The sequence below is a fragment of the Pseudomonas sp. E102 genome, from assembly GCF_052660185.1.
Map to the genome: position 1 here is coordinate 322,231 of NZ_CP084025.1, position 24,240 is coordinate 346,470.

A 24,240-nucleotide genomic window follows, 5' to 3' on the forward strand; every position below is an offset into this window, starting at 1 on the left:
GACATGTTACGTACAATCAACTTCATGGGCGTCCGCAACATTGCGTTCGGCGTCACATTGTTCCTTACGGCCCTGGCGTTGTTCAGCTGGGCCACCAAGGGCCTGAACTACGGCTTGGACTTCACCGGCGGTACGCTCATCGAGCTGACCTACGAACGTCCGGCCGATGTCACCAAGGTGCGTGAGCAGCTGGCGACCTCGGGCTACAGCGACGCCGTGGTGCAGAGCTTTGGCGCCACCACTGATTTGCTGGTGCGCATGCCGGGTGAAGACCCGCAACTGGGCCAGCGCGTAGCGGATGCCTTGCAGAAGGCCGGTGGCGACAACCCGGCGGTGGTCAAGCGCGTCGAGTTCGTCGGCCCGCAAGTGGGTGAAGAACTGCGCGACCAGGGCGGCCTCGGCATGCTGTTGGCGTTGGGCGGCGTGATGCTCTACCTGGCTTTCCGCTTCCAGTGGAAGTTCGCGGTAGGCGCCATTGTCTCGCTGATCCACGACGTGATCGTGACCGTGGGCATCCTGTCGTTCTTCCAGATCACCTTCGACTTGACGGTGCTGGCGGCAGTGCTGGCGATCATCGGTTACTCGCTCAACGACACCATCGTGGTGTTCGACCGGGTGCGTGAGAACTTCCGTGTACTGCGCAAGGCGTCCTTGGTCGAGAACATCAATATCTCGACCACCCAGACCCTGTTGCGGACCATGGCGACGTCGATCTCCACCTTGTTGGCGATTGCCGCGCTGCTGTTCTTTGGTGGCGACAACCTGTTCGGTTTCTCCATCGCGTTGTTCATCGGTGTGATGGCGGGTACCTACTCCTCGATCTACATCGCCAACGTGGTGTTGATCTGGCTGAACCTGAGCACCGAGGATCTGATTCCTCCGGCCGCTACGGAGACCGAGGTGGACGACCGCCCGTAAGGCTCGGTTTTCCGTCCGTCACCGCTGAGAAGGCGCGAGTTGAACTCGCGCCTTTTTTTATGCTCCAAGGCTGGGAGAAGCGCGGATTATTCCGCTTGTGATGGTCAGGAGGTTCAAGTGAACAAATCGATGCTGGTTGGTGCGGTATTGGGTGCTGTCGGTGTAACAGCCGGTGGTGCGGTCGCCACCTACAGCTTGGTAAAAAGTGGCCCTGAGTACGCGCAAGTACTGGCCGTGGAACCGGTCAAGACCCAGATCAAGACTCCGCGTGAAGTGTGCAAGGACGTCACCGTGACTCGGCAGAAGCCCGTCCAGGACCAACACCAGATCGCTGGCACCGTGCTCGGTGCTGTGGCCGGTGGCCTGTTGGGCAACCAGATCGGCGGCGGCACCGGCAAGAAAATCGCCACGGTGGCGGGTGCGGCCGGCGGTGGTTATGCCGGTAACAAGATCCAGGAAGGCATGCAAGAACGCGACACGTACACTACCACCCAGACTCGCTGCAACACGGTCAATGACATCAGCGACAAGGTGGTCGGCTACGACGTCCGCTACATGCTCGACGGCAAGGAAGGCAAAGTCCGCATGGACCGCGACCCGGGCAACCAGATCCCGGTTAGCAAGGAAGGCCAACTGATCCTGGGCCAGAACGAACCGGCTCAGTAATTAAAAGCCATGAAAAAGCACCCTTCGGGGTGCTTTTTTTGCGCCCACATTTTATGCCCACCCCAGATCCTCTGTGGGAGCGAGCCTGCTCGCGAAAGCTGCATTCATATTCCAGATAAACCTGTGGCGAGGGAGCTTGCTCCCGCTGGGCTGCGCAGCAGGCCCAAGATCTTGCGGTCGCTGCGCACTGGAGCGCCAGCCCGGCCGAGCGGGAGCAAGCTCCCTCGCCACGGAGTGTTCACATCTGAACTGAGTGGTTTGAACAGGCAAAAAAAAGCACCCCGAAGGGTGCTTTTATTGAGCCAAGCGGCTTAGCGCTTCAGCGAGGCCGGCAGGTGTGGCTGGATCGCCGTCAGAACAGCCTTGAAGCATTTGGTGTTGCCAGCAACGATGTGGCCTTTTTCAAGGAAGTCATGGCCGCCAGTGAAGTCGCTCACCAAGCCACCCGCTTCCTGGATCAGCAGAGCGCCTGCTGCCATGTCCCACTCTGACAGGCCCGACTCCCAGAACGCATCGAAACGACCGGCCGCGACATAAGCGAGGTCCAGGCTGGCGGCACCGGCGCGGCGGATGCCGGCGGTCTGGCCGACCAGGGCACGGAACATGCCCAGGTAGTTGTCCAGGTTGTCCATCTGGTCGTCACGGAACGGGAAGCCGGTACCCAGCAGGGCGCCGTCCAGGCTGGTGCGGCCGCTGACGCGCAGGCGACGACCGTTCAATTGGGCGCCACGGCCACGGCTGGCGGTGAATTCTTCCTGGCGAACCGGGTCCAGCACGACGGCGTGTTCCAGGCGGCCACGGTATTTGCAGGCGATGCTGACAGCGAAGTGGGGGATGCCGCGCAGGAAGTTGGTGGTGCCGTCCAGCGGATCGATGATCCACAGGTACTCTTCGCCTTCGATGCCGCTACCGGCGTGCATGCCGGTCTCTTCACCGCGGATAGAGTGGTTCGGGTAAGCCTTGCGCAGGGCGTCGACGATTTTCTGTTCGGCGGCGCGATCGACCTCGGACACGTAGTCCTTGGCGTCTTTTTCATCGACCTTGATGGTATCCAGGCGCTCGATGGAGCGGAAGATCAGTTCACTGGCGCTGCGGGCGGCGCGCAGCGCGATATTCAGCATGGGCTGCATGGATGTGTCACCTAAGGTTGTTAAAGAAAGCCGCGCATTCTATCAGAAAGTTTTCTCAGGAGAAGGTTGGTGTTCGCTTTCATAGCTTAACGGTAGGTGCTTAGGTAAGATTTGCTCCCTTTTATGTGTTCGAGAGCGCCTCCCTTGTTGCAGAACATTCGTGTCGTCCTGGTCAATACCAGCCATCCGGGAAATATCGGCGGAGCTGCGCGGGCCATGAAGAACATGGGCCTGTCGCGGCTGGTGCTGGTCGAGCCCCGTTCGTTTCCCCATCACGAAGCCGATGCCCGGGCATCCGGCGCCAACGACATCCTGGTCAACGCCGAGGTCGTCGCCACGTTGGAAGACGCCCTGGTGGGTTGCAACCTGGTGCTCGGCACCAGCGCCCGCGATCGGCGTATCCCGTGGCCGCTGCTCGATCCCCGCGAATGCGGCACCAAAGTGGTCGAGGAGGCGGGGCAAGGCGTGCAGATCGCTTTGGTGTTCGGCCGAGAAGATTCCGGCCTCACCAACGAAGAACTGCAGCGATGTCATTATCACGTGCACATCCCTTCCGACCCTGGATTCAGCTCGCTGAACCTTGGGGCGGCGGTGCAGGTGTTGAGCTATGAAGTGCGCATGGCCTGGCTGCAAGCCGAAGGCCAGCCCAGCAAGGTGGAAAAATTCGAGGCGACGTCGCCGCGCAGTGAGACACTGGCGACCATGGACGAACTGGAGCGATTCTATGAGCACCTGGAACAAGCCCTGGTGGACATCGAATTCCTCGACCCGGACAAGCCTCGACACTTGATGGCGCGCCTGCGTCGGTTGTACGGACGAAGCTCGGTGAGCCGGGCGGAAATGAATATATTGCGCGGCATCCTCACGGAAACCCAGAAAGCGGCCCGTGGCGAGCTGATTAAGCGGAAGGAATAAAATGTTCGAACGTTTGCGTGAAGATATCCAGAGCGTCTTTCATCGTGACCCGGCGGCGCGCAATGCCTTTGAAGTATTGACCTGCTACCCGGGGATGCACGCCATCTGGATCCATCGCCTGTCCGGCGCCTTGTGGAACATGGGCTGGAAATGGCTGGCGCGGCTGGTCTCGAACTTCGGCCGCTGGTTGACCGGGATCGAGATCCATCCGGGCGCCAAGGTCGGTCGCCGGTTCTTCATCGACCATGGCATGGGCATCGTCATTGGCGAGACCGCCGAGATCGGCGACGACGTGACGCTGTACCAGGGTGTGACCCTCGGCGGCACCAGCTGGAACAAAGGCAAGCGCCACCCAACGCTGGAGGACGGCGTCGTCGTCGGTGCCGGCGCCAAGGTGCTCGGGCCGTTCACGGTAGGGGCGGGGGCGAAGGTCGGTTCCAACGCCGTGGTCACCAAGGCCGTGCCGCCTGGCGCGACCGTGGTGGGTATTCCGGGGCGGATTATCGTCAAATCGGATGAAGAGCAGGACGCACGGCGCAAAGCCATGGCCGAAAAGATCGGCTTCGACGCCTACGGTGTCGGCGAAGACATGCCCGACCCGGTCGCCCGCGCCATCAACCAGCTGCTGGACCATTTGCAGGCCGTCGATGGACGCCTGGAGGGGATGTGCGGAGCCCTCAAGGACCTGGGCAGTAATTATTGTGCCAAGGACCTGCCTGAGCTGCGCGAAGAAGACTTCGCGTGTGTGAAGGACAAGGATGAGACCCAGGCTGGCTGAAACCCTGCTGGCCTCATCGCGAGCAGGCTCGCTCCCACGCCTACAGCGGTGATCTCCTGTGGGAGCGAGCCTGTTCGCGGAGAACGGTAACGCGGTATAGCTGGTCGTTAGCCGCCTACCTTTGCTATCATGCGCGCGCTCTTTTGCGGGTAATCCCGAGTAAAGCACTAGGTCTTATACTTGACTTAAATACTCGGGAATTGCATACTCGCCCCCATTCCGAACTCCGTGGTAATTGTCCATGCGACTGACTACAAAAGGCCGATACGCCGTGACCGCAATGCTGGATCTGGCATTGCATGCGCAGCACGGGCCGGTGTCCCTGGCCGATATCTCCGAGCGCCAGGGCATCTCCCTGTCTTACCTCGAACAGCTGTTCGCCAAGCTGCGCCGCAGCAACCTGGTTTCCAGCGTTCGTGGTCCCGGTGGCGGCTACCAGCTGTCACGCGAGATGCAAGGCATCCAGGTCGCCCAGGTGATCGATGCCGTGAACGAATCGGTCGATGCGACCAAATGCCAGGGGCTGGGCGATTGCCATGGCGGCGATACATGCCTGACCCACCATCTGTGGTGTGACTTGAGCCTGCAGATCCACGAGTTTCTGAGCGGTATCAGCTTGGCCGACCTTGTAACTCGCCGTGAGGTGCAAGAAGTCGCCCAGCGTCAGGACCAGCGCCGTTGCAATGGCAAGGCGCCGCACCTGGACAAGATCGAAGCGTCCGCCGTCGAATGACCGCCGCAGAGCAAGCGGAACGCCAGCCAGCCTGATTTAGGAGAGAGTCCATGAAATTGCCGATTTACCTTGATTACTCTGCGACCACCCCGGTTGATCCGCGTGTCGCGCAAAAGATGAGTGAATGCCTGCTGGTCGACGGAAACTTCGGTAACCCGGCTTCGCGCTCCCACGTGTTTGGCTGGAAAGCCGAAGAATCGGTCGAAAACGCTCGTCGCCAGGTCGCCGACCTGGTCAACGCCGACCCGCGCGAGATCGTCTGGACCTCCGGTGCCACCGAATCCGACAACCTGGCAATCAAGGGTGTCGCGCATTTCTACCACACCAAGGGCAAGCACTTGATCACCTCCAAGATCGAGCACAAGGCTGTCCTGGACACCACGCGTCAACTGGAGCGTGAAGGCTTCGAAGTCACCTACATCGAGCCCGGTGAAGACGGCCTGATCACCCCGGCCATGGTCGAAGCCGCCCTGCGCGACGACACCATCCTGGTTTCGATCATGCACGTGAACAACGAAATCGGCACCGTCAACGACATCGCCGCCATCGGCGAGCTGACCCGTTCCAAGGGCGTCCTGTTCCACGTCGACGCGGCGCAATCCACTGGCAAGGTCGACATCGACCTGTCGAAGCTGAAAGTCGACCTGATGTCGTTCTCGGCCCACAAGACCTACGGTCCTAAAGGCATCGGCGCCCTGTACGTCAGCCGCAAGCCGCGTGTTCGCCTCGAAGCGACCATGCACGGCGGTGGTCACGAGCGCGGCATGCGTTCCGGTACCCTGGCGACCCACCAGATCGTCGGCATGGGCGAAGCGTTCCGAGTTGCCAAGGAAGACATGGCTGCCGAAAACGTGCGCATCAAGGCCTTGAGCGATCGTTTCTTCAAGCAGGTCGAGCACCTCGAAGAGCTGTACGTCAATGGCAGCATGACCGCCCGCGTCCCGCACAACCTGAACCTGAGCTTCAACTACGTTGAAGGTGAGTCGCTGATCATGGCGCTCAAGGATCTGGCCGTGTCGTCCGGTTCGGCGTGCACCTCGGCGTCGCTGGAGCCTTCGTACGTACTGCGCGCCCTGGGCCGCAACGACGAACTGGCCCACAGCTCCATCCGCTTCACCTTCGGCCGCTTCACCACCGAAGAAGAAATCGATTATGCCGCGCAGAAAGTCTGCGAGGCAGTGACCAAGCTGCGCGCACTGTCGCCGCTGTGGGACATGTACAAAGACGGCGTCGACATTTCGAAAATCGAATGGGCAGCGCACTGAGAAGTCGCCACCAGAGCGGCTCCACTGATGAGGATTGAAGCAAATGGCATATAGCGAAAAGGTCATCGACCACTACGAGAACCCGCGCAACGTCGGCAAGATGGACGCGCAGGATCCTGACGTCGGCACCGGCATGGTCGGTGCTCCGGCGTGCGGCGACGTGATGCGCCTGCAGATCAAGGTCAACGAGCAAGGCATCATCGAGGATGCCAAGTTCAAGACCTATGGCTGCGGCTCGGCCATCGCGTCCAGCTCCCTGGCTACTGAGTGGATGAAGGGCAAGACCCTCGACGAAGCCGAAACCATCAAGAACACCCAGCTGGCCGAAGAACTGGCCCTGCCGCCAGTGAAGATCCACTGCTCGGTACTCGCTGAAGACGCCATCAAGGCCGCCGTTCGCGACTACAAGCAGAAAAAAGGCTTGATCTGATCCGCGTTACGGTAAGGAGTTTCCATGGCTATCCAGATGACAGAAGCAGCAGCTAAGCATGTGCAGCGTTCTCTTGCAGGGCGCGGCAAAGGCGAGGGTATCCGCCTGGGTGTTCGCACCACGGGCTGCTCTGGCCTCGCCTACGTGCTGGAATTCGTCGACGAAGTGGGCGAAGAGGACCAGGTATTCGAAAGTCATGGTCAGAAAGTGATCATTGACCCGAAGAGCCTGACGTACCTGGACGGCACCGAGCTGGATTTCGTCAAGGAAGGGTTGAACGAAGGCTTCAAGTTCAACAACCCCAACGTGCGCGGTGAGTGTGGCTGCGGCGAAAGCTTCAACATCTGAGGCTGCTCGTGGGTACTCCTTGTCATTTTGCGTTGTTCCAGTTGCAGCCTGCTTTCCAGCTGGACCTCGATCAGTTGTCCGCGCGTTACCTGGAACTGGCCCGTGGTGTTCATCCCGACCGCTTTGCCGATGCCTCCGAGGCGGAGCAGCGGCGGGCGCTCGAGCAGTCGGCGAACCTCAACGAGGCTTACCAGACGCTCAAGAACCCGGCCAAGCGCGCGCGCTACCTGCTGGCCATCAGCGGCCATGAGTTGCCGCTGGAGGTCACGGTCCATGATCCCGAGTTTCTTTTGCAGCAGATGCAATGGCGCGAAGAGCTCGAAGACCTGCAGGACAGCGCGGATCTGGCCGGTGTCGCGGTATTCAAGCGTCGCTTGAAAGACGCCCAGCAAGAACTGAACGAAGACTTCGCAGCCTGCTGGAACGATGCCGCGCAACGCGAACAGGCCGAGCGCCTGATGCGGCGCATGCAGTTCCTCGACAAGCTCACCCACGAAGTGCGCCAGTTAGAAGAGCGCCTCGACGATTAACCCAGTGCCGCTCCGGTCGCACGCCTGATTACAGATAAGTCCTGATTACGATGGCCCTACTGCAGATCGCCGAACCCGGCCAAAGTCCACAACCGCACCAGCGTCGCCTGGCTGTCGGGATCGACTTGGGTACCACCAATTCCCTGGTCGCTGCCTTGCGCAGCGGTCTTTCCGAACCGCTGGCCGACGAGCAGGGGCGGGTCATCCTGCCGTCCGCCGTGCGCTACCACGCCGATCGCGTCGAAGTAGGCGATTCGGCCAGGCTGGCCGCCGCCAGCGATCCCCTGAACACCATTGTGTCGGTCAAGCGCTTGATGGGTCGTGGTCTGTCCGACGTCAAGCAATTGGGTGAGCAGCTGCCGTACCGCTTCGTTGGCGGCGAGTCCCACATGCCGTTCATCGAGACCGTGCAGGGGCCGAAAAGCCCGGTGGAAGTGTCCGCCGACATCCTCAAGGTCCTGCGTCAGCGCGCCGAAGCGGCGTTGGGTGGTGAGCTGGTGGGCGCAGTGATTACCGTCCCGGCGTATTTCGACGACGCTCAGCGCCAAGCCACCAAGGACGCCGCCAAGCTCGCCGGCCTCAACGTGTTGCGCCTGCTCAATGAGCCGACCGCCGCTGCCGTTGCCTACGGCCTGGACCAGCACGCCGAAGGCCTGGTCGCGATCTACGACCTGGGTGGCGGTACTTTCGATATTTCGATCCTGCGCCTGACCGGCGGTGTCTTCGAAGTTCTCGCTACCGGTGGCGACAGCGCCCTGGGCGGCGACGATTTCGACCACGCGATCGCTGGCTGGATCATCGAGCAGGCCGGCCTCTCTGCCGACCTCGACCCAGGTGCCCAGCGCCATCTGCTGCAAACCGCCTGCGCGGCCAAGGAAGCCTTGACCGACGCTGCCTCCGTTGAAGTCGCTTATGGCGACTGGAGCGCCGCCCTTACCCGCGAAGCCTTCAACGCACTGATCGAACCCATGGTTGCCCGCAGCCTCAAGGCCTGCCGCCGTGCCGTGCGTGATTCCGGCGTGGAGCTTGAGGATGTGAAAGCGGTGGTCATGGTCGGTGGTTCGACCCGAGTGCCGCGGGTTCGTGAAGCCGTTGCCGAGGCCTTCGGCCGCCAGCCGCTGACCGAAATCGACCCGGACCAGGTAGTCGCCATCGGCGCCGCGATCCAGGCCGACACCCTGGCCGGCAACAAGCGCGACGGTGGCGAGCTGCTGTTGCTCGACGTAATCCCGCTGTCCCTGGGGCTGGAAACCATGGGTGGCCTGATGGAGAAGGTAATTCCGCGCAACACCACCATCCCGGTTGCCCGCGCCCAGGACTTCACCACTTATAAAGACGGCCAGTCGGCCATGATGATCCACGTGCTGCAAGGCGAGCGTGAGCTGATCAGCGACTGCCGTTCCCTGGCCCGCTTCGAATTGCGCGGCATCCCGGCCATGGTTGCCGGTGCAGCGAAGATCCGCGTGACCTTCCAGGTCGACGCCGACGGTCTGCTCAACGTCTCCGCCCGCGAGTTGGGTTCGGGCGTGGAGGCGAGCATCCAGGTCAAGCCGTCCTATGGCCTGACCGACGGTGAAATTGCCAAGATGCTCAAGGACTCGTTCCAGCACGCCAGCGACGACAAGGTTGCCCGTGTGTTGCGTGAACAGCAAGTCGACGGCCAGCGTCTGATCGAAGCCGTGCAAGCCGCCCTTGAAGCGGATGGCGACCGTTTGCTCGACGCCGAGGAACGCATGGTCATCGAGCTGCAAGTGCAGGAATTGTCCGAATTGCTCAAAGGCACCGATGGTTATGCCATCGAGCAGCAGACCAAGCGTCTGTCGCAAGTCACCGATGCCTTTGCTGCCCGCCGCCTGGACTCGACGGTGAAAGCCGCCCTGGCGGGGCGCAACCTGAATGAAATCGAGGAATAACTGATGCCGCAGGTGATTTTTCTGCCCCACGAGAAGTTCTGTCCGGAGGGCATGGTCGTAGAGGCTGAGCCCGGAATCTCCATTCTCGAGCTGGCCCATGAGCACCATATCGAGATGGAAAGTGCCTGTGGCGGCGTCTGTGCTTGCACGACCTGCCATTGCATCATTCGCGAAGGCTTCGACTCGCTGGAAGAGGCGGACGAACTGGAGGAAGACTTCCTTGATCGGGCCTGGGGACTGGAAGCGCAATCGCGCCTGGGTTGCCAGGTTATCGTCGGCACCGAAGACCTGACCGTCGAAATCCCGAAATATTCGCTTAACCATGCGGCCGAAGCGCCGCACTGATGGTGACACTGTCATGAGCTATGGTTGGAATGATGTACAGCGCATCGCAGAAGAATTGGCTGAAGCCCATGAGGGCCTCGATCCGTACTCTGTAGGTTTCGTCCGTCTGCAGCAGATGATCCTGGAGCTGCCTGGCTTCGATGCCACCTCTGGCCGAGTCGGCGAGAAGGTGTTGGAAGCGGTTCAGGAGCTCTGGGCCGCCGAATTGGACTGATCGCTTCGCAGGTTAGGCAATACCTAAGAACCCGCGTATAATTCGCGGGTTTAATTTTTCGTAAATTACCGTTTCTGGAGTTACACCATGGCTGTTCAACGTACTTTCTCCATCATCAAGCCTGACGCCGTTGCTAAAAACGTGATCGGCAAGATCGTTACCCGCTTCGAAGACGCTGGCCTGCGCGTTGTAGCTTCGAAAATGAAGCAACTGTCCAAAGCCGAAGCCGAAGGCTTCTACGCTGAGCACAGCGAGCGCGGTTTCTTCGGTGAGCTGGTTGCTTTCATGACTTCCGGTCCGGTTGTCGTTCAGGTGCTGGAAGGCGAAAACGCCATCGCTCGCAACCGTGAGCTGATGGGCGCTACCAACCCTAAAGAAGCTGCTGCCGGCACCATCCGTGCTGACTTCGCTGAATCCATCGACGCCAACGCCGTCCACGGTTCGGACTCCGAAGCTGCCGCTGCTCGCGAAATCGCTTACTTTTTCTCCGCTACTGAAGTAACCACTCGCTAAGCCCAGGCTTTTGAGTGAAGGTGAATCCATGACTACATCGAACGGCAAAACCAACCTGTTGGGCCTGACCCAGCCGGAAATGGAGAAATTCTTCGACTCGATCGGGGAGAAGCGTTTCCGTGCCGGCCAGGTGATGAAATGGATTCACCACTTTGGCGTCGACGATTTCGACGCCATGACGAATGTCGGCAAGGCCCTGCGCGAAAAGCTCAAGGCTGTTGCCGAGATTCGCGGTCCCGAAGTGGTCAGCCAGGACATCTCCAGCGACGGCACCCGTAAATGGGTAGTGCGCGTGGCTTCCGGCAGCTGCGTCGAGACCGTCTACATTCCCCAGGGCAAGCGCGGCACCTTGTGCGTTTCGTCCCAGGCAGGCTGTGCCCTGGATTGCAGTTTCTGCTCCACCGGCAAGCAAGGCTTCAACAGCAACCTCACCGCCGCCGAAGTGATCGGCCAGGTGTGGATTGCCAACAAATCCTTTGGCAGCGTCCCGGCGACCGTCGACCGTGCCATCACCAACGTGGTGATGATGGGCATGGGTGAGCCGCTGCTGAACTTCGACAACGTCGTCTCCGCCATGCACCTGATGATGGATGACCTGGGCTACGGCATTTCCAAGCGCCGCGTGACCCTGTCCACCTCCGGTGTGGTGCCGATGATCGATGAGCTGGCCAAGCACATCGACGTCTCCCTGGCGTTGTCGCTGCACGCACCCAATGACGCATTGCGTAACCAATTGGTGCCGATCAACAAGAAATATCCGCTTAAGATGCTGCTCGAGTCGTGCCAGCGCTACATGTCGTCCCTGGGCGAAAAACGCGTGCTGACCATCGAGTACACCCTGCTCAAGGACGTGAACGACAAGGTTGAACACGCGGTCGAGATGATCGAGCTGCTCAAGAACATTCCGTGCAAGATCAACCTGATCCCCTTCAACCCGTTCCCGCATTCCGGTTACGAGCGTCCGAGCAACAACGCGATTCGTCGCTTCCAGGATCAGCTCCACCACGCTGGCTTCAACGTCACCGTGCGCACCACCCGCGGCGAAGACATCGACGCCGCGTGTGGCCAATTGGTTGGACAGGTGCTGGATCGCACCCGTCGCAGCGAACGCTACATCGCCGTGCGCGAATTGAACGCCGCCGACGAAGTCGCGCAGAACGCTGCGAACAGTCACTAAGAGAGGAACTCTATGTCCCTGCGCTTCGCGCTGCTGTTGCTGTTGGCCGGACTCTGCTCCGGTTGTGTCCTGTCGGGTGACTACAACCCGATGAAGACCAGCAAAGGGCGCGACGAGGCGCGCGAAGCCTATGTGCAGTTGGGCATTGGCTACTTGCAGCAGGGCATGACCGAGCGGGCCAAGGTGCCCCTCAAGAAAGCCCTGGAACTGGACAGCTCCGACGCCGATGCCAACGCGGCGCTGGCGTTGGTGTTCCAGGCGGAGCTGGAGCCGGAACTGGCTGACGAGCATTTTCGCAAGGCGCTGTCGGCCCAGCCGCAAGATGCCCGGATCCTGAACAATTACGGCAGTTTTCTCTACGAACAGGCCCGCTACAAGGACGCCTACGAACGCTTCGAGCAAGCCGCCGCCGATACCCTTTACCCCGAGCGCTCACGGGTCTTCGAGAACCTCGGCATGACCGCCGCGAAACTCGGCCAGCGCGACCTGGCCCGCCAGCAGTTGGAAAAAGCGCTGCGGCTCAACCGCCAACAACCCCGTGCGTTGCTGGAAATGGCTGAGTTGTCCTACGAAGACAGGCATTATGTGCCCGCGCGCGACTATTACGAGCGTTTTAGCCTGCTCAGCGAGCAAAATGCACGTAGTCTATTGCTCGGCGTTCGGCTGGCACATGTGTTTGAAGATCGCGACAAGGCCGCAAGCTACGGCCTGCAACTCAAAAGACTTTATCCCGGTACGCCGGAATATCAGCAATACCTGTCGGAGCAATGATGAAAGCGGCGCATCCCGAAGTTGTAGCAGCGACTCGCGTAAATCCCGGTGAGACCCTGCGTCAAGCCCGCGAAAGCAATGGTTGGTCGCTGGCCGAAGTGGCCCTCAAGCTCAATCTCACCGTGACTTCCCTGAGCAACCTGGAAGCAGGCGCGTTCGACAAATTGCCAGGGCATACCTTTGCCCGGGGCTATATCCGCGCCTATGCCAAACTGCTTGGCATGGACCAGACCACGCTGGTCCAGCAATTCGATCAATACACCGGTTCCGATGCCCAGGGCAGCAGCGTGCACAGCCTCGGTCGTATCGAGGAGCCGGTTCGCGTTTCCCACACCATTTTGCGAATCGTCAGTCTGTTGCTGCTGATTGCGGTGATTGGTGGTGGTTTTGTCTGGTGGCAGGACCAGGCGTCCTTGCGTGGCAAGGAGCCGGTTGCCATGAACCCCGAGCACGTCGAAGTCGAAGGCGCCGACGGCACGACCCAGATCCATCCGCTGGACGAACCGGAAGACCAGGCCGTCGTCGAAGGCCAAGCCGAAGGCGAAACCGCCCTGGCCCTGCCGCAAGGCCCTGACAATGGCGAGACCGGTGCCGCCGCGGGTACCGAATCAGCCGCTCCAACGGCTCCAGCCACTGCGCCCGCACCGACCGCTCCGGCCCAGGCTGGCAGCGCTCCGGTGGCGCCAGCAGCCCCGGCAGCTCCGGCCCCTGTCACGCCCGCGCCGACCGTGGCGGCTCCAACGGTGCCGGCGGCGCCGGTTGCTCCAACCGCTCCGGCCCCCGCACCGGGCGACGGCCAGGTACAGATCCAGTTCACCGCCGATTGCTGGACGCAGATCACCGACGGCAACGGCAAGGTGTTGTTCAGTGGCCTCAAGCGCAAGGGCGACAGCACCTCAGTCAACGGCAAGCCACCGTTTGCCGTACGCCTGGGTTATGCCCGTGGCGCGCAGGTCAGCTACAACGGCCAGCCGGTCGATGTGGCTCCGTTCACCAGTGGCGAGACCGCTCGCCTGAAATTGGGTCAATAAGTCATGCACGGCGAATCTCCAATCAAGCGTCGCGAGTCCCGGAAAATCTGGGTCGGTAACGTGCCCGTGGGCGGCGATGCGCCAATCGCTGTGCAGAGCATGACCAACAGCGACACCAATGACGTGGCCGCCACGGTCGCGCAGATCAACCGCCTGGAAGCCGCCGGCGTCGACATCGTGCGCGTGTCCGTGCCGGATATGGACGCCGCCGAGGCATTCGGCAAGATCAAGCAACTGGTCAAGGTTCCCTTGGTGGCCGATATCCACTTCGACTACCGCATCGCCCTGCGCGTGGCCGAATTGGGTGTCGATTGCCTGCGCATCAACCCTGGCAACATCGGTCGTGAAGACCGTGTGCGGGCCGTGGTGGATGCCGCCCGTGATCGCGGCATTCCGATCCGCATCGGCGTCAACGCTGGCTCCCTGGAAAAAGACCTGCAGAAAAAATACGGCGAACCGACCCCAGCCGCGCTGGTGGAGTCGGCCCTGCGCCATGTGGAGCACCTCGAACGCCTGAATTTCCAGGACTTCAAGGTCAGCGTAAAGGCGTCCGATGTGTTCATGGCCGTCGAAGCCTACCGCCTGCTGGCCAAGGAAATCGTCCAGCCGCTGCACCTGGGCATCACCGAAGCCGGTGGGTTGCGTTCGGGTACGGTGAAATCCGCCGTCGGCCTCGGTATGCTGCTCGCCGAAGGGATTGGCGATACCATCCGCATCTCGCTGGCGGCTGACCCGGTCGAGGAAGTGAAAGTCGGCTACGACATCCTCAAGTCCCTGCACCTGCGTTCGCGCGGCATCAACTTCATCGCCTGCCCGAGCTGCTCGCGGCAGAACTTCGATGTGGTCAAGACCATGAACGAGCTGGAAGGGCGCCTTGAAGATTTGCTGGTGCCGCTGGATGTCGCGGTGATCGGCTGCGTGGTCAACGGGCCTGGCGAAGCCAAGGAGGCCCATATCGGCCTCACTGGCGGCACACCGAACCTGATTTACATCGATGGCAAGCCGTCGCAGAAACTGACGAATGACAATCTGGTGGATGAGCTGGAAAAGCTGATCCGCCAGAAAGCGGCCGAAAAGGTCGAAGCCGACGCAGCGGTCATCGCGCGCGGTTAAGTCGCAAGATTAAGGAATACATGTGAGCAAGTCTCTGCAAGCCATTCGTGGCATGAACGACATCCTGCCCGAGCAGACGCCCCTGTGGCGCTATTTCGAGGGCACCGTGGCGCGTTTGCTGGATAACTACGGTTATCGGCAGATCCGCATGCCGATCGTCGAGTTCACCGAGCTGTTCAAGCGCTCCATCGGTGAAGTGACCGACATCGTCGAAAAAGAGATGTACACCTTCGACGACCGCAACGGCGACTCCCTGACCTTGCGCCCCGAAGGCACGGCGGCATGCGTGCGTGCAGTGCTCGAGCATGGCATCACCGGCGGCGGCCAGGTGCAGAAACTCTGGTACGTCGGCCCGATGTTCCGCCACGAGCGTCCGCAAAAAGGCCGCTACCGCCAGTTCCACCAGATTGGTCTTGAGGTGTTCAACCTCGAAGGCCCGGACATCGACGCCGAGCTGATCGTCATGACCTGGCGCCTGTGGGGCGAGCTGGGGCTGCGCGACGCAGTCAAGCTTGAGCTCAACAGTCTGGGCACCAGCGAGTCCCGTGGCCGCTATCGCGAAGCGCTGGTGGAGTTTCTGTCCGCGCACATCGACAAGCTCGACAAAGACAGCCAGCGCCGCCTCAAGACCAACCCGCTGCGCGTGCTGGACACCAAGAACCCGGAAACCCAAGCGATCCTGGTGGACGCGCCGAAAATGGCCGACTACCTCGACGACGAGTCCCGGGCGCATTTCGAAGGGTTGAAGGCACGCCTGGACGCCGTTGGCATTCCTTATGTGATCAACCCCAAGTTGGTCCGGGGCCTGGATTACTACAGCAAGACCGTCTTCGAGTGGGTCACCGACAAGCTCGGCGCCCAGGGCACCGTGTGTGCCGGTGGTCGCTACGACGGGCTGGTGGAGCAGATGGGCGGCAAGCCGACCCCGGGCGTGGGCTTTGCCATGGGCATCGAACGTTTGGTACTGATGCTTGAAGCTCTGGATAAAGTGCCTGAAGAGCTTTCCCGCCAGGTCGACGTATACCTGTGCGCCTTTGGCGAGGCCGCCGAACTGGCCGCCTTGTCGTTGAGCGAGCGGATCCGTGACCAGCTCCCCAACCTGCGCTTGCAGATCAATGCCGGCGCCGGCAGCTTCAAGAGCCAATTCAAGAAGGCCGACAAGAGCGGTGCGCTGTACGCATTGATCCTCGGTGACGACGAACTGGCCCAACAAGTGGTAGGTTTCAAACCCCTGCGTGGCCAGGGCGAACAACAAAGCATTGCCTGGGATGCGCTTGCCGCGCACCTGGCCACCTGCGTCGTGCAGGGTTGAAGCTGTCAAACAGCCGATTTAGCGATTAAGGAGTATTGGGGTGTCGAGTACCGAAGATGAACAGCTGGCGGATTTGAAGGACTGGTGGACGCGCAATGGCAAGCCGCTGGTCACTGGCGGCCTGTTGGCGCTGGTCATCGTGTTCGGCTGGCAGGCCTACCAGAAATACCAGAGCAACCAGTCGCAAGGCGCCTCGATGCTCTACCAGCAATTGCTGGAAACCACCCTGACCCCGGACGGCAAGCCTGACGCGGCCCGCGTGGCGGACCTGGCCGGCAAGCTTAACAAAGAGTTCGGCGGCACCGCCTATGCCCAGTACGGCAGCCTCTTCGTGGCCAAGGTCGCGGTGGACAGCGGCAAGCTGGACGATGCGGCCACCGAGCTGAAAGCTATCGTCGACAAGCCGGCCAACCCGACCCTGGGCGAAGTGGCGCGTCAGCGCCTGGCACAGGTGCTGGCGGCACAGAACAAGGCTGAAGATGCATTGAAGCTGCTCGACGGCGACGCCGACAAGGCGTTCCTGGCGACTCGCGAAGAACTCAAGGGCGACCTGCTGGTACAGCTGGGTCGTGCCGATGAGGCCCATGCGGCCTACCAAAAAGCCAAGGCTGCGCTGTCGGATGAAGCCGCGGTCGGTGGCCTGCAAATCAAGCTGGACGACCTGGCCAAAGGGGATGCGTGACGTGATCCGTTGGAAACATGCAGCATTGCTGACCCTGGCCATTCTGGCCGCGGGTTGCAGCAGCAACAGCAAGAAAGAACTGCCTCCGGCCGAACTGACCGACTTCAAAGAAGAAGTCGTGCTGCAGAAGCAATGGAGCCGCTCCATCGGTGACGGCCAGGGTGAAACCTACAATATGCTGGTGCCGGCCATCGACGGCGACACCATCTATGCCGGCGACGTTACTGGCGTCGTCATGGCCATGGATCGCACGAACGGCGACGTGAAGTGGGAAAAAGATCTCGAGCTGCCTGTGTCCGGCGCCGTTGGCGTGGGTTACGGGCTGGTCATGATCGGCACGCTCAAGGGCGAGATCGTCGCCCTTGACGCGAGCAGCGGCGAAGAGAAATGGCGCGCCCGCGTGACCAGTGAAGTCCTCGCGCCGCCTGCCACCAACGGTGATGTGGTCGTGGTCCAGACCCAGGACGACCGTCTGATCGGCCTGGACGCCGCCACCGGCGACCAGCGCTGGTTGTATGACAGTACCCCGGCGGTCCTGACCCTGCGCGGCACCAGCGCACCGATCGTTACCAACCGCCTCGCGGTGGCTGGCCTGTCGACCGGTAAAGTCGTGGCCCTGGACATTTCCAATGGCGTGCCGGTCTGGGAGCAGCGTGTAGCGATCCCTCAAGGCCGTTCGGAACTGGAACGCGTGGTCGACATCGATGGCGGCTTGCTGCTGTCCGGCGGTACGCTGTACGTCGCCAGCTACCAGGGCCGCGTCGCGGCGCTCGACCTGGAAACCGGTCGTCCGTTGTGGCAGCGCGATGCGTCCAGCTACGCCGGTGTCGCCCAAGGCTTTGGCAGCGTCTACGTAAGCCTGTCCTCGGGCACCGTCGAAGGCGTCGACGAGCGTTCCACCACCGCATTGTGGAGCAACGATTCCCTGGCCCGTCGTCAACTGTCGGCCCCGGAAGTGTTCTCCAGCTACGTTGCAGTGGGTGACCTGGAAGGTTACCTGCACCTGCTCAGCCAGGTGGACGGTCGTTTCGTCGGCCGTGAGCGCATCGACAGCGACGGCCTGCGTGCCCGTCCGCTGGTGGTGGGCAGCATGATCTATGTGTATGGCAACAGCGGCAAACTGGAAGCCCTGACCATCAAGTAAGACTATGCTTGGGGCTTATCCCCCAAGCGGCCTTGTTCGCGAGGCTTGCAGTGCTTGCACAGGCTGCCCCGAGCACCAGCCGCTGCCTCGCAGCGGCTTTTGTATTTTCTGGAAATAACGAAGTGGAGAGCCGCATGGTTCCCGTAATCGCCCTGGTGGGCCGACCGAACGTCGGCAAGTCCACCTTGTTCAACCGCCTGACCAGGACTCGCGACGCCATCGTCGGCGACTTGTCCGGTCTGACCCGTGATCGCCAATACGGTGAGGCCAAGTGGCAAGGGCGTACCTATATTCTGGTCGACACCGGCGGCATCTCCGGTGATGAACACGGCATGGATGAAAAAATGGCCGAGCAGTCGCTGCTCGCCATCGAAGAAGCGGATGTGGTGCTGTTCCTGGTAGACGCCAAGGCCGGTTTTACCGCCGCCGACCAGATGATTGCCGAGCATTTGCGCAAGCGTAACAAGCGTTCTTACGTGGTCGCCAACAAGGTCGACAACATCGACCCGGACATGGCCCGCGCCGAGTTTGCACCGTTGGGCATGGGCCAGGCGATCCCGATCGCCGGCGCTCACGGCCGTGGCATCACCCAGATGCTGGAAATCGCCCTTGAGAGTTTCCCCAAGGACGATGAAGACGAGCCGGAAGAAGGCGAGGAAGAAGTCGTTGCCGAAGGCGAGGAAGCCAAGCGCATTCCGGGCCCGAGCGAAAAAGACGGGATCAAGATCGCAATCATCGGCCGCCCGAACGTGGGCAAGTCGACCCTGGTCAACCGCATGCTCGGCGAAGACCGGGTCATTGTGTACGACCAGCCCGGCACCACCCGCGACAGCATCTATATTCCCTTCGAGCGTAACGAAGAGAAATACACGCTGATCGACACCGCCGGTGTACGCAAGCGCGGCAAGATCCACGAAGAAGTCGAAAAGTTCTCCGTGGTCAAGACGCTGCAGGCGATCAAGGACGCCAACGTGGTGATCTTCGTGATGGACGCACGCGAAGGCGTGGTGGATCACGACTTGAACCTGCTGGGCTTTGCCCTCGAAGCCGGTCGTGCGCTGGTCATCGCGATCAACAAGTGGGACGGCATGACGCCGAGCGAGCGCGACTTTGTGAAAGTCGAACTCCAGCGTCGGTTGTTCTTCGTCGACTTTGCCGACATCCACTTCATCTCGGCCCTGCACGGCACGGGCGTGGGCAACCTCTACGCTTCGGTGCAGAACTCGTTCAAGTCGGCGGTTACCCGCTGGCCGACCAACCGCCTGACCCAGATCCTCGAAGATGCGGTCGGCGAGCACGCGCCACCGATGGTCAACAACCGTCGGATCAAGCTGCGCTACGCCCACTTGGGCGGTGCCAACCCGCCGATTATCGTGATCCACGGTAACCAGATCGAAAAGGTGCCCAAGTCGTACGTTCGATACTTGGAGAACACCTATCGCCGAGTCCTGAAGCTGGTCGGCACGCCGATCCGCATCGAGTTCAAGGGCGGTGAGAACCCGTACGAAGGCAACAAGAACACACTCACCGACCGCCAGGTCAACAAGAAGCGCCGCTTGATGTCGCACCACAAGAAGGCCGACAAGAAGCGCCGCGACAAGCGCTGAATCAGGTTTGCTCAGGACCGCTCTGTGGCGAGGGAGCTTGCTCCCGCTGGGCTGCGCAGCAGCCCCAAAGATGTACCTGCCACCGCAGTGCATCAGATGAAACACAGAGGCTGCTTCGCACCCCAGCGGGAGCAAGCTCCCTCGCCACGGTGGTTCGGCGACAATTGAAGAGGGTGCCCACGGGCACCCTTTTTCATGCCCGGCGATTGGGCTATCCTCGACCTCTCCCGCGCCGCACCAGAGCCGGGTGCAGACCCAGGGAACCCTCGATGATCACCAGCAAGTTGCCGAACGTCGGCATCACGATTTTCACCCAGATGTCCCAACTCGCCGCACAGACCGGCGCGCTGAACCTGTCCCAGGGGTTTCCCGATTTCGATGGCCCGCAAGCCCTGCGCGATGCGGTCGGCCGGCACATCGCCCAAGGCCACAACCAATATTCCCCCATGACCGGCCTGCCGGCGCTGCGCCAGCAGATTGCGGCCAAAGTTGCCCGCAGCTATGGCGCTACCGTCGATGCCGATCAGGAAGTCACCGTGACCCCTGGCGCGACCCAGGCGATTTTTTGCGCCATCGCGGCGGTGGTTAACAGCGGCGATGAAGTCATCGTCTTCGACCCCGCCTACGATAGCTACGAGCCGTCCGTGCAACTGGCCGGCGGGCGTTGCGTGCATGTGCCATTGAGCCTGGGCGATTTCGCCATCGACTTTGAAAAGCTCGGCGAAGCCCTGAGCCCGCGCACGCGCATGATCATCCTCAACACGCCGCACAACCCCAGCGGTGCGTTGATCAGCCGCGCCGAGCTGGACCAATTGGCGGCGTTGATCCGCGACCGTGACATCTATCTGATCAGCGACGAGGTGTATGAGCACCTGGTGTTCGACGGCGTGGCTCATGTCAGCGTGCTTGCCCATGAAGAACTGTATCGCCGTGCCTTCGTGGTCAGTTCGTTTGGCAAGACCTACCACGTCACCGGCTGGAAGACCGGTTATGTCGTCGCGCCACCGGCCCTGACGGCGGAGTTGCGCAAGGTGCATCAGTACGTCAGTTTTTGCGGCGTCACACCGTTGCAGTATGCCTTGGCCTACTACATGGCCGCGCATCCGGAGCACGTCGACGAACTGCCGGACTTCTACCAGGCCAAGCGCGATCTGTTCTGCGACCTGCTGGCACCGTCGCGGTTCAGCTTCAAGCGCGTCACCGGCACCTATTTCCAGCTGGTGGATTACTCGCAGATCCGCCCGGACCTCAACGACGTCGACATGGCAGTGTGGATGACCCGCGAACATGGCGTGGCGACCATTCCGATCTCGGTCTTCTACCAGAACCCACCGCAAGGCCAGCGCCTGGTGCGCCTGTGCTTTGCCAAGCGCGAGGAGACGCTGCGTGAAGCGGCGCAAAAACTATGCGTGATTTGAGCACCTTGCCCAACCTGAACGTTGCCTTGATCCAGACAACCCTGGCCTGGCATGACCGTCGAGCCAACCTTGAGCATTTCGACGCGCTGCTTGAACAGGCGCGGGGGGCGGACCTTATCATCCTGCCGGAAATGTTCACCACGGGCTTTTCCATGGAGTCCGAGACGTTGGCGGAGCCCGAGAATGGTCCGACGCGCCAATGGCTCAAGGACCAGGCGGCGAAACTGGATGCAGTGATCACCGGCAGCGTGATCGTCCAGGCCGGCGATGGCAGCCATCGTAATCGCTTGCTGTGGGCACGGCCCGACGGCGAGGTGCTGCATTACGACAAACGCCATCTGTTCCGCATGGCCGGTGAGCACAACCACTACACGCCGGGTGATCAGCAGGTACTGTTCGAGCTCAAGGGATGGCGGATTCGCCCGTTGATCTGCTATGACCTGCGCTTTCCGGCGTGGAGCCGCGACGCCGAGGACACCGACCTGTTGCTGTACACCGCCAACTGGCCGGGCGCTCGGCGTCAGCATTGGAACCGTTTGCTGCCGGCACGGGCCATCGAAAACCTGTGCTATGTGGCGGCGGTGAATCGGATCGGCACCGACGGCAAGGGCTTCGCCTACACCGGCGACAGCCAGGTGCTGGACTTCCAGGGCGAGACCTTGCTCGGCGCCGGCGAAGCCGACGGTGTGTTCACGGTTTGCCTGAGTGCCGCGGACCTGGCTGAGTATCGCAAACGCTTTCCAGCGAACCTGGATGCCGATCGTTTCGAATTCATCTATTGAAACGATTCGGCCTCAAGGAACGGTGTTGCGCGCCGATAACCGGTCAGCCAAGGAGGAATCCCCTATGACCAGCATCAGCGCAACGACCGTAAACCCTTATCCATTGTCTGCTCCCACAGTCACCATCCGCGGGGCTGAGGAAGACAGGGCGGTCAGTCCAGTGACACCGACCGAAACCGCCGAAGACAAAGACAAGCCACTGAAAGTCGACACCAGCGGCGCGAACATCGCAGGTGCTGGCGGCAGCAGCGGCAGCAGCGATGTCATCGAACAGTTGAAGAAGCAGATCGAACGAACCGAAAAGTTACTGGCCGACCAGCAAGCCCAACTGGCCCGCGTCCAGAAAAGCCAGGCCGACCAGGCGCAGAAATCCCAGCAAGCCATGGCGATCCAGACCCAGATCATGGCGACCCAGGCAACCTTGCAGACCTTGCAGGCTGCGCTGTTGCAGGCGATGACGATTTCGATCGATACCCATGCCTGAGATTTTTATTGGCTGACTCGCGAACAGGCCAGAGCAGCCAATTCAAATCATCAGCCAAACAAAAAGGCCCTGAGGTTCACACCCCAGGGCCTTTTTGCATTTCAGCCTTGGTCAGGCCGCCTTGGCTTCCGGCTGGCTCAGCGAGCGGTTCAGTGCGCTGAACAGCGCCTTGAAGCTGGCGGTGGTGATGTTTTCATCGATGCCCACGCCATGCACCGCACGCTCACCGTTGACCCGCAGCTCGATGTAAGCCGCCGCCTTGGCGTTGGTGCCGGCGCCGATGGCGTGTTCGTTGTAGTCCATGATTTCCACCGGAATCGGCAGGCCGGCCACCAGCGCTTCCAGCGCGCCGTTGCCTTTGCCACGCCAGTGCAGGTTGGTTTCGCCCTGGCCTTTGCTGGCGACTTCCACTTCCACGGCGCTGTTGCCGTTTTCTTCCTGCAGGCGATGGCTGACCAGCGCATACGGGGTGTTGGCTTGCAGGTATTCACGCTGCAACAGGGCATGGATCTGCTGGGCAGTCATTTCCAGGCCCAGGCGATCGGTTTCGCGCTGCACCACTTGGCTGAATTCGATCTGCATGCGACGCGGCAGGCTGATGCCGTATTCCTGCTCCAGCAGGTAGGCGATGCCGCCCTTGCCCGACTGGCTGTTCACGCGGATCACCGCCTCGTAGCTGCGGCCGATGTCAGCCGGGTCGATTGGCAGGTACGGCACTTCCCACAGGGTGTCGGGTTTCTGCTGGGCGAAGCCCTTGCGGATCGCGTCCTGGTGCGAGCCGGAAAATGCAGTGTGGACCAGGTCGCCTACATATGGATGGCGCGGGTGCACCGCGATCTGGTTGCACTCTTCGACCACTTTGCGTACGCCGTCGATGTCGGAGAAATCCAGCTCAGGGTCGATACCCTGGGTGTAGAGGTTCAGCGCGACGGTCACCAGGTCGACGTTGCCGGTGCGCTCGCCGTTGCCGAACAGGCAGCCTTCGACACGGTCGGCGCCGGCCATCAGGCCCAGCTCGGTAGCGGCCACGCCGGTGCCACGGTCGTTGTGGGTGTGCAGGCTGATGAGCACGCTGTCACGACGGCTGATGTTGCGGTGGAACCACTCGATCTGGTCGGCGTAGATGTTCGGCGTGGCGACTTCCACGGTGGCGGGCAGGTTAAGGATCACCTTGCGCTCCGGGGTCGGGTTCCACACTTCGATCACGGCGTCGCAGACTTCCTTGGCGAACTCCAGCTCGGTGGCGCTGAAGGTTTCTGGGGAATATTCGAACTGCCACTGGGTTTCCGGCTGCTGGGCGGCGTATTTGACGAACAGCTTGGCCGCGTTCACTGCAATTTCCTTCACGCCTTCCTTGTCCTGGTTGAACACGATGCGGCGGAACGACGGACAGGTGGCGTTGTAGAGGTGGACGATGGCTTTCTTCGCGCCACGCAGGGATTCGAAGGTACGGGCGATGAGGTCTTCGCGGGCCTGGGTCAGCACCTGGATGGTGGTGTCGTCCGGGATGTGGCCTTCTTCGATGAGGGTGCGCACGAAGTCGAAGTCAGTCTGGGAAGCGGCCGGGAACGATGCTTCGATTTCTTTCACGCCCACCGCCACCAAGGTTTTCCAGAAGCGCAGCTTCTTGGCCGCGTCCATGGGTTCGATCAGCGACTGGTTGCCATCACGCAGGTCGGAACTGCACCAGATCGGCGCGGCAGTGATGGTCTTCGACGGCCAGGTGCGATCCGGCAGGTTGATGGTCGGGAAGGCGCGGTATTTCGAAGACGGGTCTTTGAGCATGCTCATGAGGAAATCCTTATTGTCGTGGCCGGATAAAGGCGGCCTGCCGGTGGTTCGAATGGGGTGGCTTGTCAGCCGGGACGAGTTGCCGCGATTCAGCCCGGCAGTCGTGCGCTGACGAGGCACAGGCTGCGGTGCTGACGAAGCTGAATGAGGGTGTGAGATGTTTTCATGCCCTCAACCCTAACCGCGTGGACGGGGGGTTGCAAGCAGTCGGAAAAAATTGGGAGAAGTTC

General features: G+C 61.3%; 26 protein-coding genes. 24 read left to right on the top strand and 2 right to left on the bottom strand.

Annotated elements, in window-relative coordinates; all coding sequences use genetic code 11:
* Positions 1-3: 3 nt before the first annotated feature.
* Both secF and DOCECA_RS01550 read left to right on the top strand, forming a co-directional pair.
* Positions 4-918: a protein translocase subunit SecF gene (gene secF, locus DOCECA_RS01545; RefSeq protein WP_420764145.1), complete on the top strand. Its 915-nt coding sequence runs from the start codon at positions 4-6 to the stop codon at positions 916-918.
* Positions 919-1,035: 117 nt separating this feature from the next.
* Positions 1,036-1,584: a glycine zipper 2TM domain-containing protein gene (locus DOCECA_RS01550; RefSeq protein WP_014336691.1), complete on the top strand. Its 549-nt coding sequence runs from the start codon at positions 1,036-1,038 to the stop codon at positions 1,582-1,584.
* Between the two features lie 311 nt (positions 1,585-1,895).
* Here DOCECA_RS01550 and suhB read toward each other — a convergent pair whose 3' ends face one another.
* The gene (gene suhB / locus DOCECA_RS01555) at positions 1,896-2,714 is read right to left on the bottom strand and encodes a type III secretion system regulator SuhB (RefSeq protein WP_445571372.1); all 819 of its coding nucleotides are present in this window, start codon (positions 2,712-2,714) and stop codon (positions 1,896-1,898) included.
* A gap of 144 nt (positions 2,715-2,858) precedes the next feature.
* On the opposite strand from suhB, the gene trmJ reads away from it, so the two are divergent.
* The 22 genes from trmJ to DOCECA_RS01665 all read left to right on the top strand — a co-directional run bounded on the left by trmJ (position 2,859) and on the right by DOCECA_RS01665 (position 22,219).
* The gene (trmJ, locus tag DOCECA_RS01560) at positions 2,859-3,629 is read left to right on the top strand and encodes a tRNA (cytosine(32)/uridine(32)-2'-O)-methyltransferase TrmJ (RefSeq protein ID WP_445571373.1); all 771 of its coding nucleotides are present in this window, start codon (positions 2,859-2,861) and stop codon (positions 3,627-3,629) included.
* A gap of 1 nt (position 3,630) precedes the next feature.
* Complete coding sequence (gene cysE, locus DOCECA_RS01565; RefSeq protein WP_434562427.1) at positions 3,631-4,407, top strand: serine O-acetyltransferase; 777 nt, start codon at positions 3,631-3,633, stop codon at positions 4,405-4,407.
* A 241-nt stretch (positions 4,408-4,648) separates the two neighbouring features.
* The gene (iscR, locus tag DOCECA_RS01570) at positions 4,649-5,140 is read left to right on the top strand and encodes a Fe-S cluster assembly transcriptional regulator IscR (RefSeq protein WP_030139599.1); all 492 of its coding nucleotides are present in this window, start codon (positions 4,649-4,651) and stop codon (positions 5,138-5,140) included.
* Positions 5,141-5,190: 50 nt separating this feature from the next.
* The gene (locus tag DOCECA_RS01575; RefSeq protein WP_030139598.1) at positions 5,191-6,405 is read left to right on the top strand and encodes an IscS subfamily cysteine desulfurase; all 1,215 of its coding nucleotides are present in this window, start codon (positions 5,191-5,193) and stop codon (positions 6,403-6,405) included.
* Between the two features lie 43 nt (positions 6,406-6,448).
* Positions 6,449-6,835, top strand: a complete 387-nt coding sequence (iscU, locus tag DOCECA_RS01580) for a Fe-S cluster assembly scaffold IscU (protein WP_003185157.1) — start codon at positions 6,449-6,451, stop codon at positions 6,833-6,835.
* A 24-nt stretch (positions 6,836-6,859) separates the two neighbouring features.
* Positions 6,860-7,183, top strand: a complete 324-nt coding sequence (iscA, locus tag DOCECA_RS01585) for an iron-sulfur cluster assembly protein IscA (RefSeq protein WP_420764149.1) — start codon at positions 6,860-6,862, stop codon at positions 7,181-7,183.
* 8 nt (positions 7,184-7,191) lie between these two features.
* The gene (gene hscB, locus DOCECA_RS01590; protein WP_420764150.1) at positions 7,192-7,713 is read left to right on the top strand and encodes a co-chaperone HscB; all 522 of its coding nucleotides are present in this window, start codon (positions 7,192-7,194) and stop codon (positions 7,711-7,713) included.
* 50 nt (positions 7,714-7,763) lie between these two features.
* Positions 7,764-9,626, top strand: a complete 1,863-nt coding sequence (hscA, locus tag DOCECA_RS01595) for a Fe-S protein assembly chaperone HscA (protein WP_434562429.1) — start codon at positions 7,764-7,766, stop codon at positions 9,624-9,626.
* 3 nt (positions 9,627-9,629) lie between these two features.
* Positions 9,630-9,971 (top strand): ISC system 2Fe-2S type ferredoxin, encoded by a 342-nt coding sequence (gene fdx, locus DOCECA_RS01600; protein WP_420764152.1) that lies wholly within the window; start codon positions 9,630-9,632, stop codon positions 9,969-9,971.
* Positions 9,972-9,984: 13 nt separating this feature from the next.
* A complete protein-coding gene (gene iscX, locus DOCECA_RS01605) occupies positions 9,985-10,185 on the top strand; it encodes a Fe-S cluster assembly protein IscX (protein ID WP_305498989.1) in 201 nt (66 codons plus the stop codon).
* An 87-nt stretch (positions 10,186-10,272) separates the two neighbouring features.
* A complete protein-coding gene (gene ndk, locus DOCECA_RS01610; protein WP_042727994.1) occupies positions 10,273-10,698 on the top strand; it encodes a nucleoside-diphosphate kinase in 426 nt (141 codons plus the stop codon).
* Positions 10,699-10,726: 28 nt separating this feature from the next.
* Positions 10,727-11,875 (top strand): 23S rRNA (adenine(2503)-C(2))-methyltransferase RlmN, encoded by a 1,149-nt coding sequence (gene rlmN / locus DOCECA_RS01615; protein WP_420764153.1) that lies wholly within the window; start codon positions 10,727-10,729, stop codon positions 11,873-11,875.
* Positions 11,876-11,887: 12 nt separating this feature from the next.
* Entirely contained in the window at positions 11,888-12,646 is a 759-nt protein-coding gene (gene pilW / locus DOCECA_RS01620; RefSeq protein ID WP_434609712.1) for a type IV pilus biogenesis/stability protein PilW, read from the top strand.
* Positions 12,646-13,677 (top strand): RodZ domain-containing protein, encoded by a 1,032-nt coding sequence (locus tag DOCECA_RS01625; RefSeq protein ID WP_445571374.1) that lies wholly within the window; start codon positions 12,646-12,648, stop codon positions 13,675-13,677. Before pilW ends, DOCECA_RS01625 begins: the two co-directional genes overlap by 1 nt.
* 3 nt (positions 13,678-13,680) lie before the next feature.
* Positions 13,681-14,790 carry a flavodoxin-dependent (E)-4-hydroxy-3-methylbut-2-enyl-diphosphate synthase gene (gene ispG, locus DOCECA_RS01630; protein ID WP_325717643.1) on the top strand — a complete coding sequence of 370 codons (1,110 nt, stop codon included), beginning with the start codon at positions 13,681-13,683 and terminating at the stop codon, positions 14,788-14,790.
* A gap of 22 nt (positions 14,791-14,812) precedes the next feature.
* Positions 14,813-16,102 carry a histidine--tRNA ligase gene (gene hisS / locus DOCECA_RS01635; protein WP_445571375.1) on the top strand — a complete coding sequence of 430 codons (1,290 nt, stop codon included), beginning with the start codon at positions 14,813-14,815 and terminating at the stop codon, positions 16,100-16,102.
* Between the two features lie 40 nt (positions 16,103-16,142).
* The gene (locus DOCECA_RS01640) at positions 16,143-16,784 is read left to right on the top strand and encodes a tetratricopeptide repeat protein (protein ID WP_039592112.1); all 642 of its coding nucleotides are present in this window, start codon (positions 16,143-16,145) and stop codon (positions 16,782-16,784) included.
* Positions 16,777-17,928 (top strand): outer membrane protein assembly factor BamB, encoded by a 1,152-nt coding sequence (gene bamB, locus DOCECA_RS01645; RefSeq protein WP_420764157.1) that lies wholly within the window; start codon positions 16,777-16,779, stop codon positions 17,926-17,928. The genes DOCECA_RS01640 and bamB overlap by 8 nt, the downstream gene beginning before the upstream one ends.
* A 134-nt stretch (positions 17,929-18,062) precedes the next feature.
* A complete protein-coding gene (gene der, locus DOCECA_RS01650; RefSeq protein ID WP_045155133.1) occupies positions 18,063-19,535 on the top strand; it encodes a ribosome biogenesis GTPase Der in 1,473 nt (490 codons plus the stop codon).
* 269 nt (positions 19,536-19,804) lie between these two features.
* Positions 19,805-20,953, top strand: a complete 1,149-nt coding sequence (locus tag DOCECA_RS01655; protein ID WP_445571376.1) for a pyridoxal phosphate-dependent aminotransferase — start codon at positions 19,805-19,807, stop codon at positions 20,951-20,953.
* The gene (locus DOCECA_RS01660) at positions 20,941-21,735 is read left to right on the top strand and encodes an amidohydrolase (protein WP_420764159.1); all 795 of its coding nucleotides are present in this window, start codon (positions 20,941-20,943) and stop codon (positions 21,733-21,735) included. The genes DOCECA_RS01655 and DOCECA_RS01660 overlap by 13 nt, the downstream gene beginning before the upstream one ends.
* 64 nt (positions 21,736-21,799) lie before the next feature.
* The gene (locus DOCECA_RS01665) at positions 21,800-22,219 is read left to right on the top strand and encodes a hypothetical protein (protein ID WP_420764160.1); all 420 of its coding nucleotides are present in this window, start codon (positions 21,800-21,802) and stop codon (positions 22,217-22,219) included.
* Between the two features lie 111 nt (positions 22,220-22,330).
* On the opposite strand, the gene leuA is transcribed toward DOCECA_RS01665, so the two are convergent.
* Entirely contained in the window at positions 22,331-24,010 is a 1,680-nt protein-coding gene (leuA, locus tag DOCECA_RS01670) for a 2-isopropylmalate synthase (RefSeq protein ID WP_420764161.1), read from the bottom strand.
* Between the last annotated feature and the right edge of the window lie 230 nt (positions 24,011-24,240).

What these genes read in the sequence shown, in the direction of transcription:
- secF (WP_420764145.1), top strand. Translation starts at nt 4, where the DNA reads ATGTTACGTACAATCAACTTCATGGGCGTCCGCAACATTGCGTTCGGC.
- suhB (WP_445571372.1), bottom strand. Translation starts at nt 2,714, where the DNA reads ATGCAGCCCATGCTGAATATCGCGCTGCGCGCCGCCCGCAGCGCCAGT.
- cysE (WP_434562427.1), top strand. Translation starts at nt 3,631, where the DNA reads ATGTTCGAACGTTTGCGTGAAGATATCCAGAGCGTCTTTCATCGTGAC.
- iscR (WP_030139599.1), top strand. Translation starts at nt 4,649, where the DNA reads ATGCGACTGACTACAAAAGGCCGATACGCCGTGACCGCAATGCTGGAT.
- DOCECA_RS01575 (WP_030139598.1), top strand. Translation starts at nt 5,191, where the DNA reads ATGAAATTGCCGATTTACCTTGATTACTCTGCGACCACCCCGGTTGAT.
- iscU (WP_003185157.1), top strand. Translation starts at nt 6,449, where the DNA reads ATGGCATATAGCGAAAAGGTCATCGACCACTACGAGAACCCGCGCAAC.
- iscA (WP_420764149.1), top strand. Translation starts at nt 6,860, where the DNA reads ATGGCTATCCAGATGACAGAAGCAGCAGCTAAGCATGTGCAGCGTTCT.
- hscA (WP_434562429.1), top strand. Translation starts at nt 7,764, where the DNA reads ATGGCCCTACTGCAGATCGCCGAACCCGGCCAAAGTCCACAACCGCAC.
- fdx (WP_420764152.1), top strand. Translation starts at nt 9,630, where the DNA reads ATGCCGCAGGTGATTTTTCTGCCCCACGAGAAGTTCTGTCCGGAGGGC.
- iscX (WP_305498989.1), top strand. Translation starts at nt 9,985, where the DNA reads ATGAGCTATGGTTGGAATGATGTACAGCGCATCGCAGAAGAATTGGCT.
- ndk (WP_042727994.1), top strand. Translation starts at nt 10,273, where the DNA reads ATGGCTGTTCAACGTACTTTCTCCATCATCAAGCCTGACGCCGTTGCT.
- rlmN (WP_420764153.1), top strand. Translation starts at nt 10,727, where the DNA reads ATGACTACATCGAACGGCAAAACCAACCTGTTGGGCCTGACCCAGCCG.
- pilW (WP_434609712.1), top strand. Translation starts at nt 11,888, where the DNA reads ATGTCCCTGCGCTTCGCGCTGCTGTTGCTGTTGGCCGGACTCTGCTCC.
- DOCECA_RS01625 (WP_445571374.1), top strand. Translation starts at nt 12,646, where the DNA reads ATGAAAGCGGCGCATCCCGAAGTTGTAGCAGCGACTCGCGTAAATCCC.
- ispG (WP_325717643.1), top strand. Translation starts at nt 13,681, where the DNA reads ATGCACGGCGAATCTCCAATCAAGCGTCGCGAGTCCCGGAAAATCTGG.
- bamB (WP_420764157.1), top strand. Translation starts at nt 16,777, where the DNA reads ATGCGTGACGTGATCCGTTGGAAACATGCAGCATTGCTGACCCTGGCC.
- der (WP_045155133.1), top strand. Translation starts at nt 18,063, where the DNA reads ATGGTTCCCGTAATCGCCCTGGTGGGCCGACCGAACGTCGGCAAGTCC.
- DOCECA_RS01655 (WP_445571376.1), top strand. Translation starts at nt 19,805, where the DNA reads ATGATCACCAGCAAGTTGCCGAACGTCGGCATCACGATTTTCACCCAG.
- DOCECA_RS01660 (WP_420764159.1), top strand. Translation starts at nt 20,941, where the DNA reads ATGCGTGATTTGAGCACCTTGCCCAACCTGAACGTTGCCTTGATCCAG.
- DOCECA_RS01665 (WP_420764160.1), top strand. Translation starts at nt 21,800, where the DNA reads ATGACCAGCATCAGCGCAACGACCGTAAACCCTTATCCATTGTCTGCT.
- leuA (WP_420764161.1), bottom strand. Translation starts at nt 24,010, where the DNA reads ATGAGCATGCTCAAAGACCCGTCTTCGAAATACCGCGCCTTCCCGACC.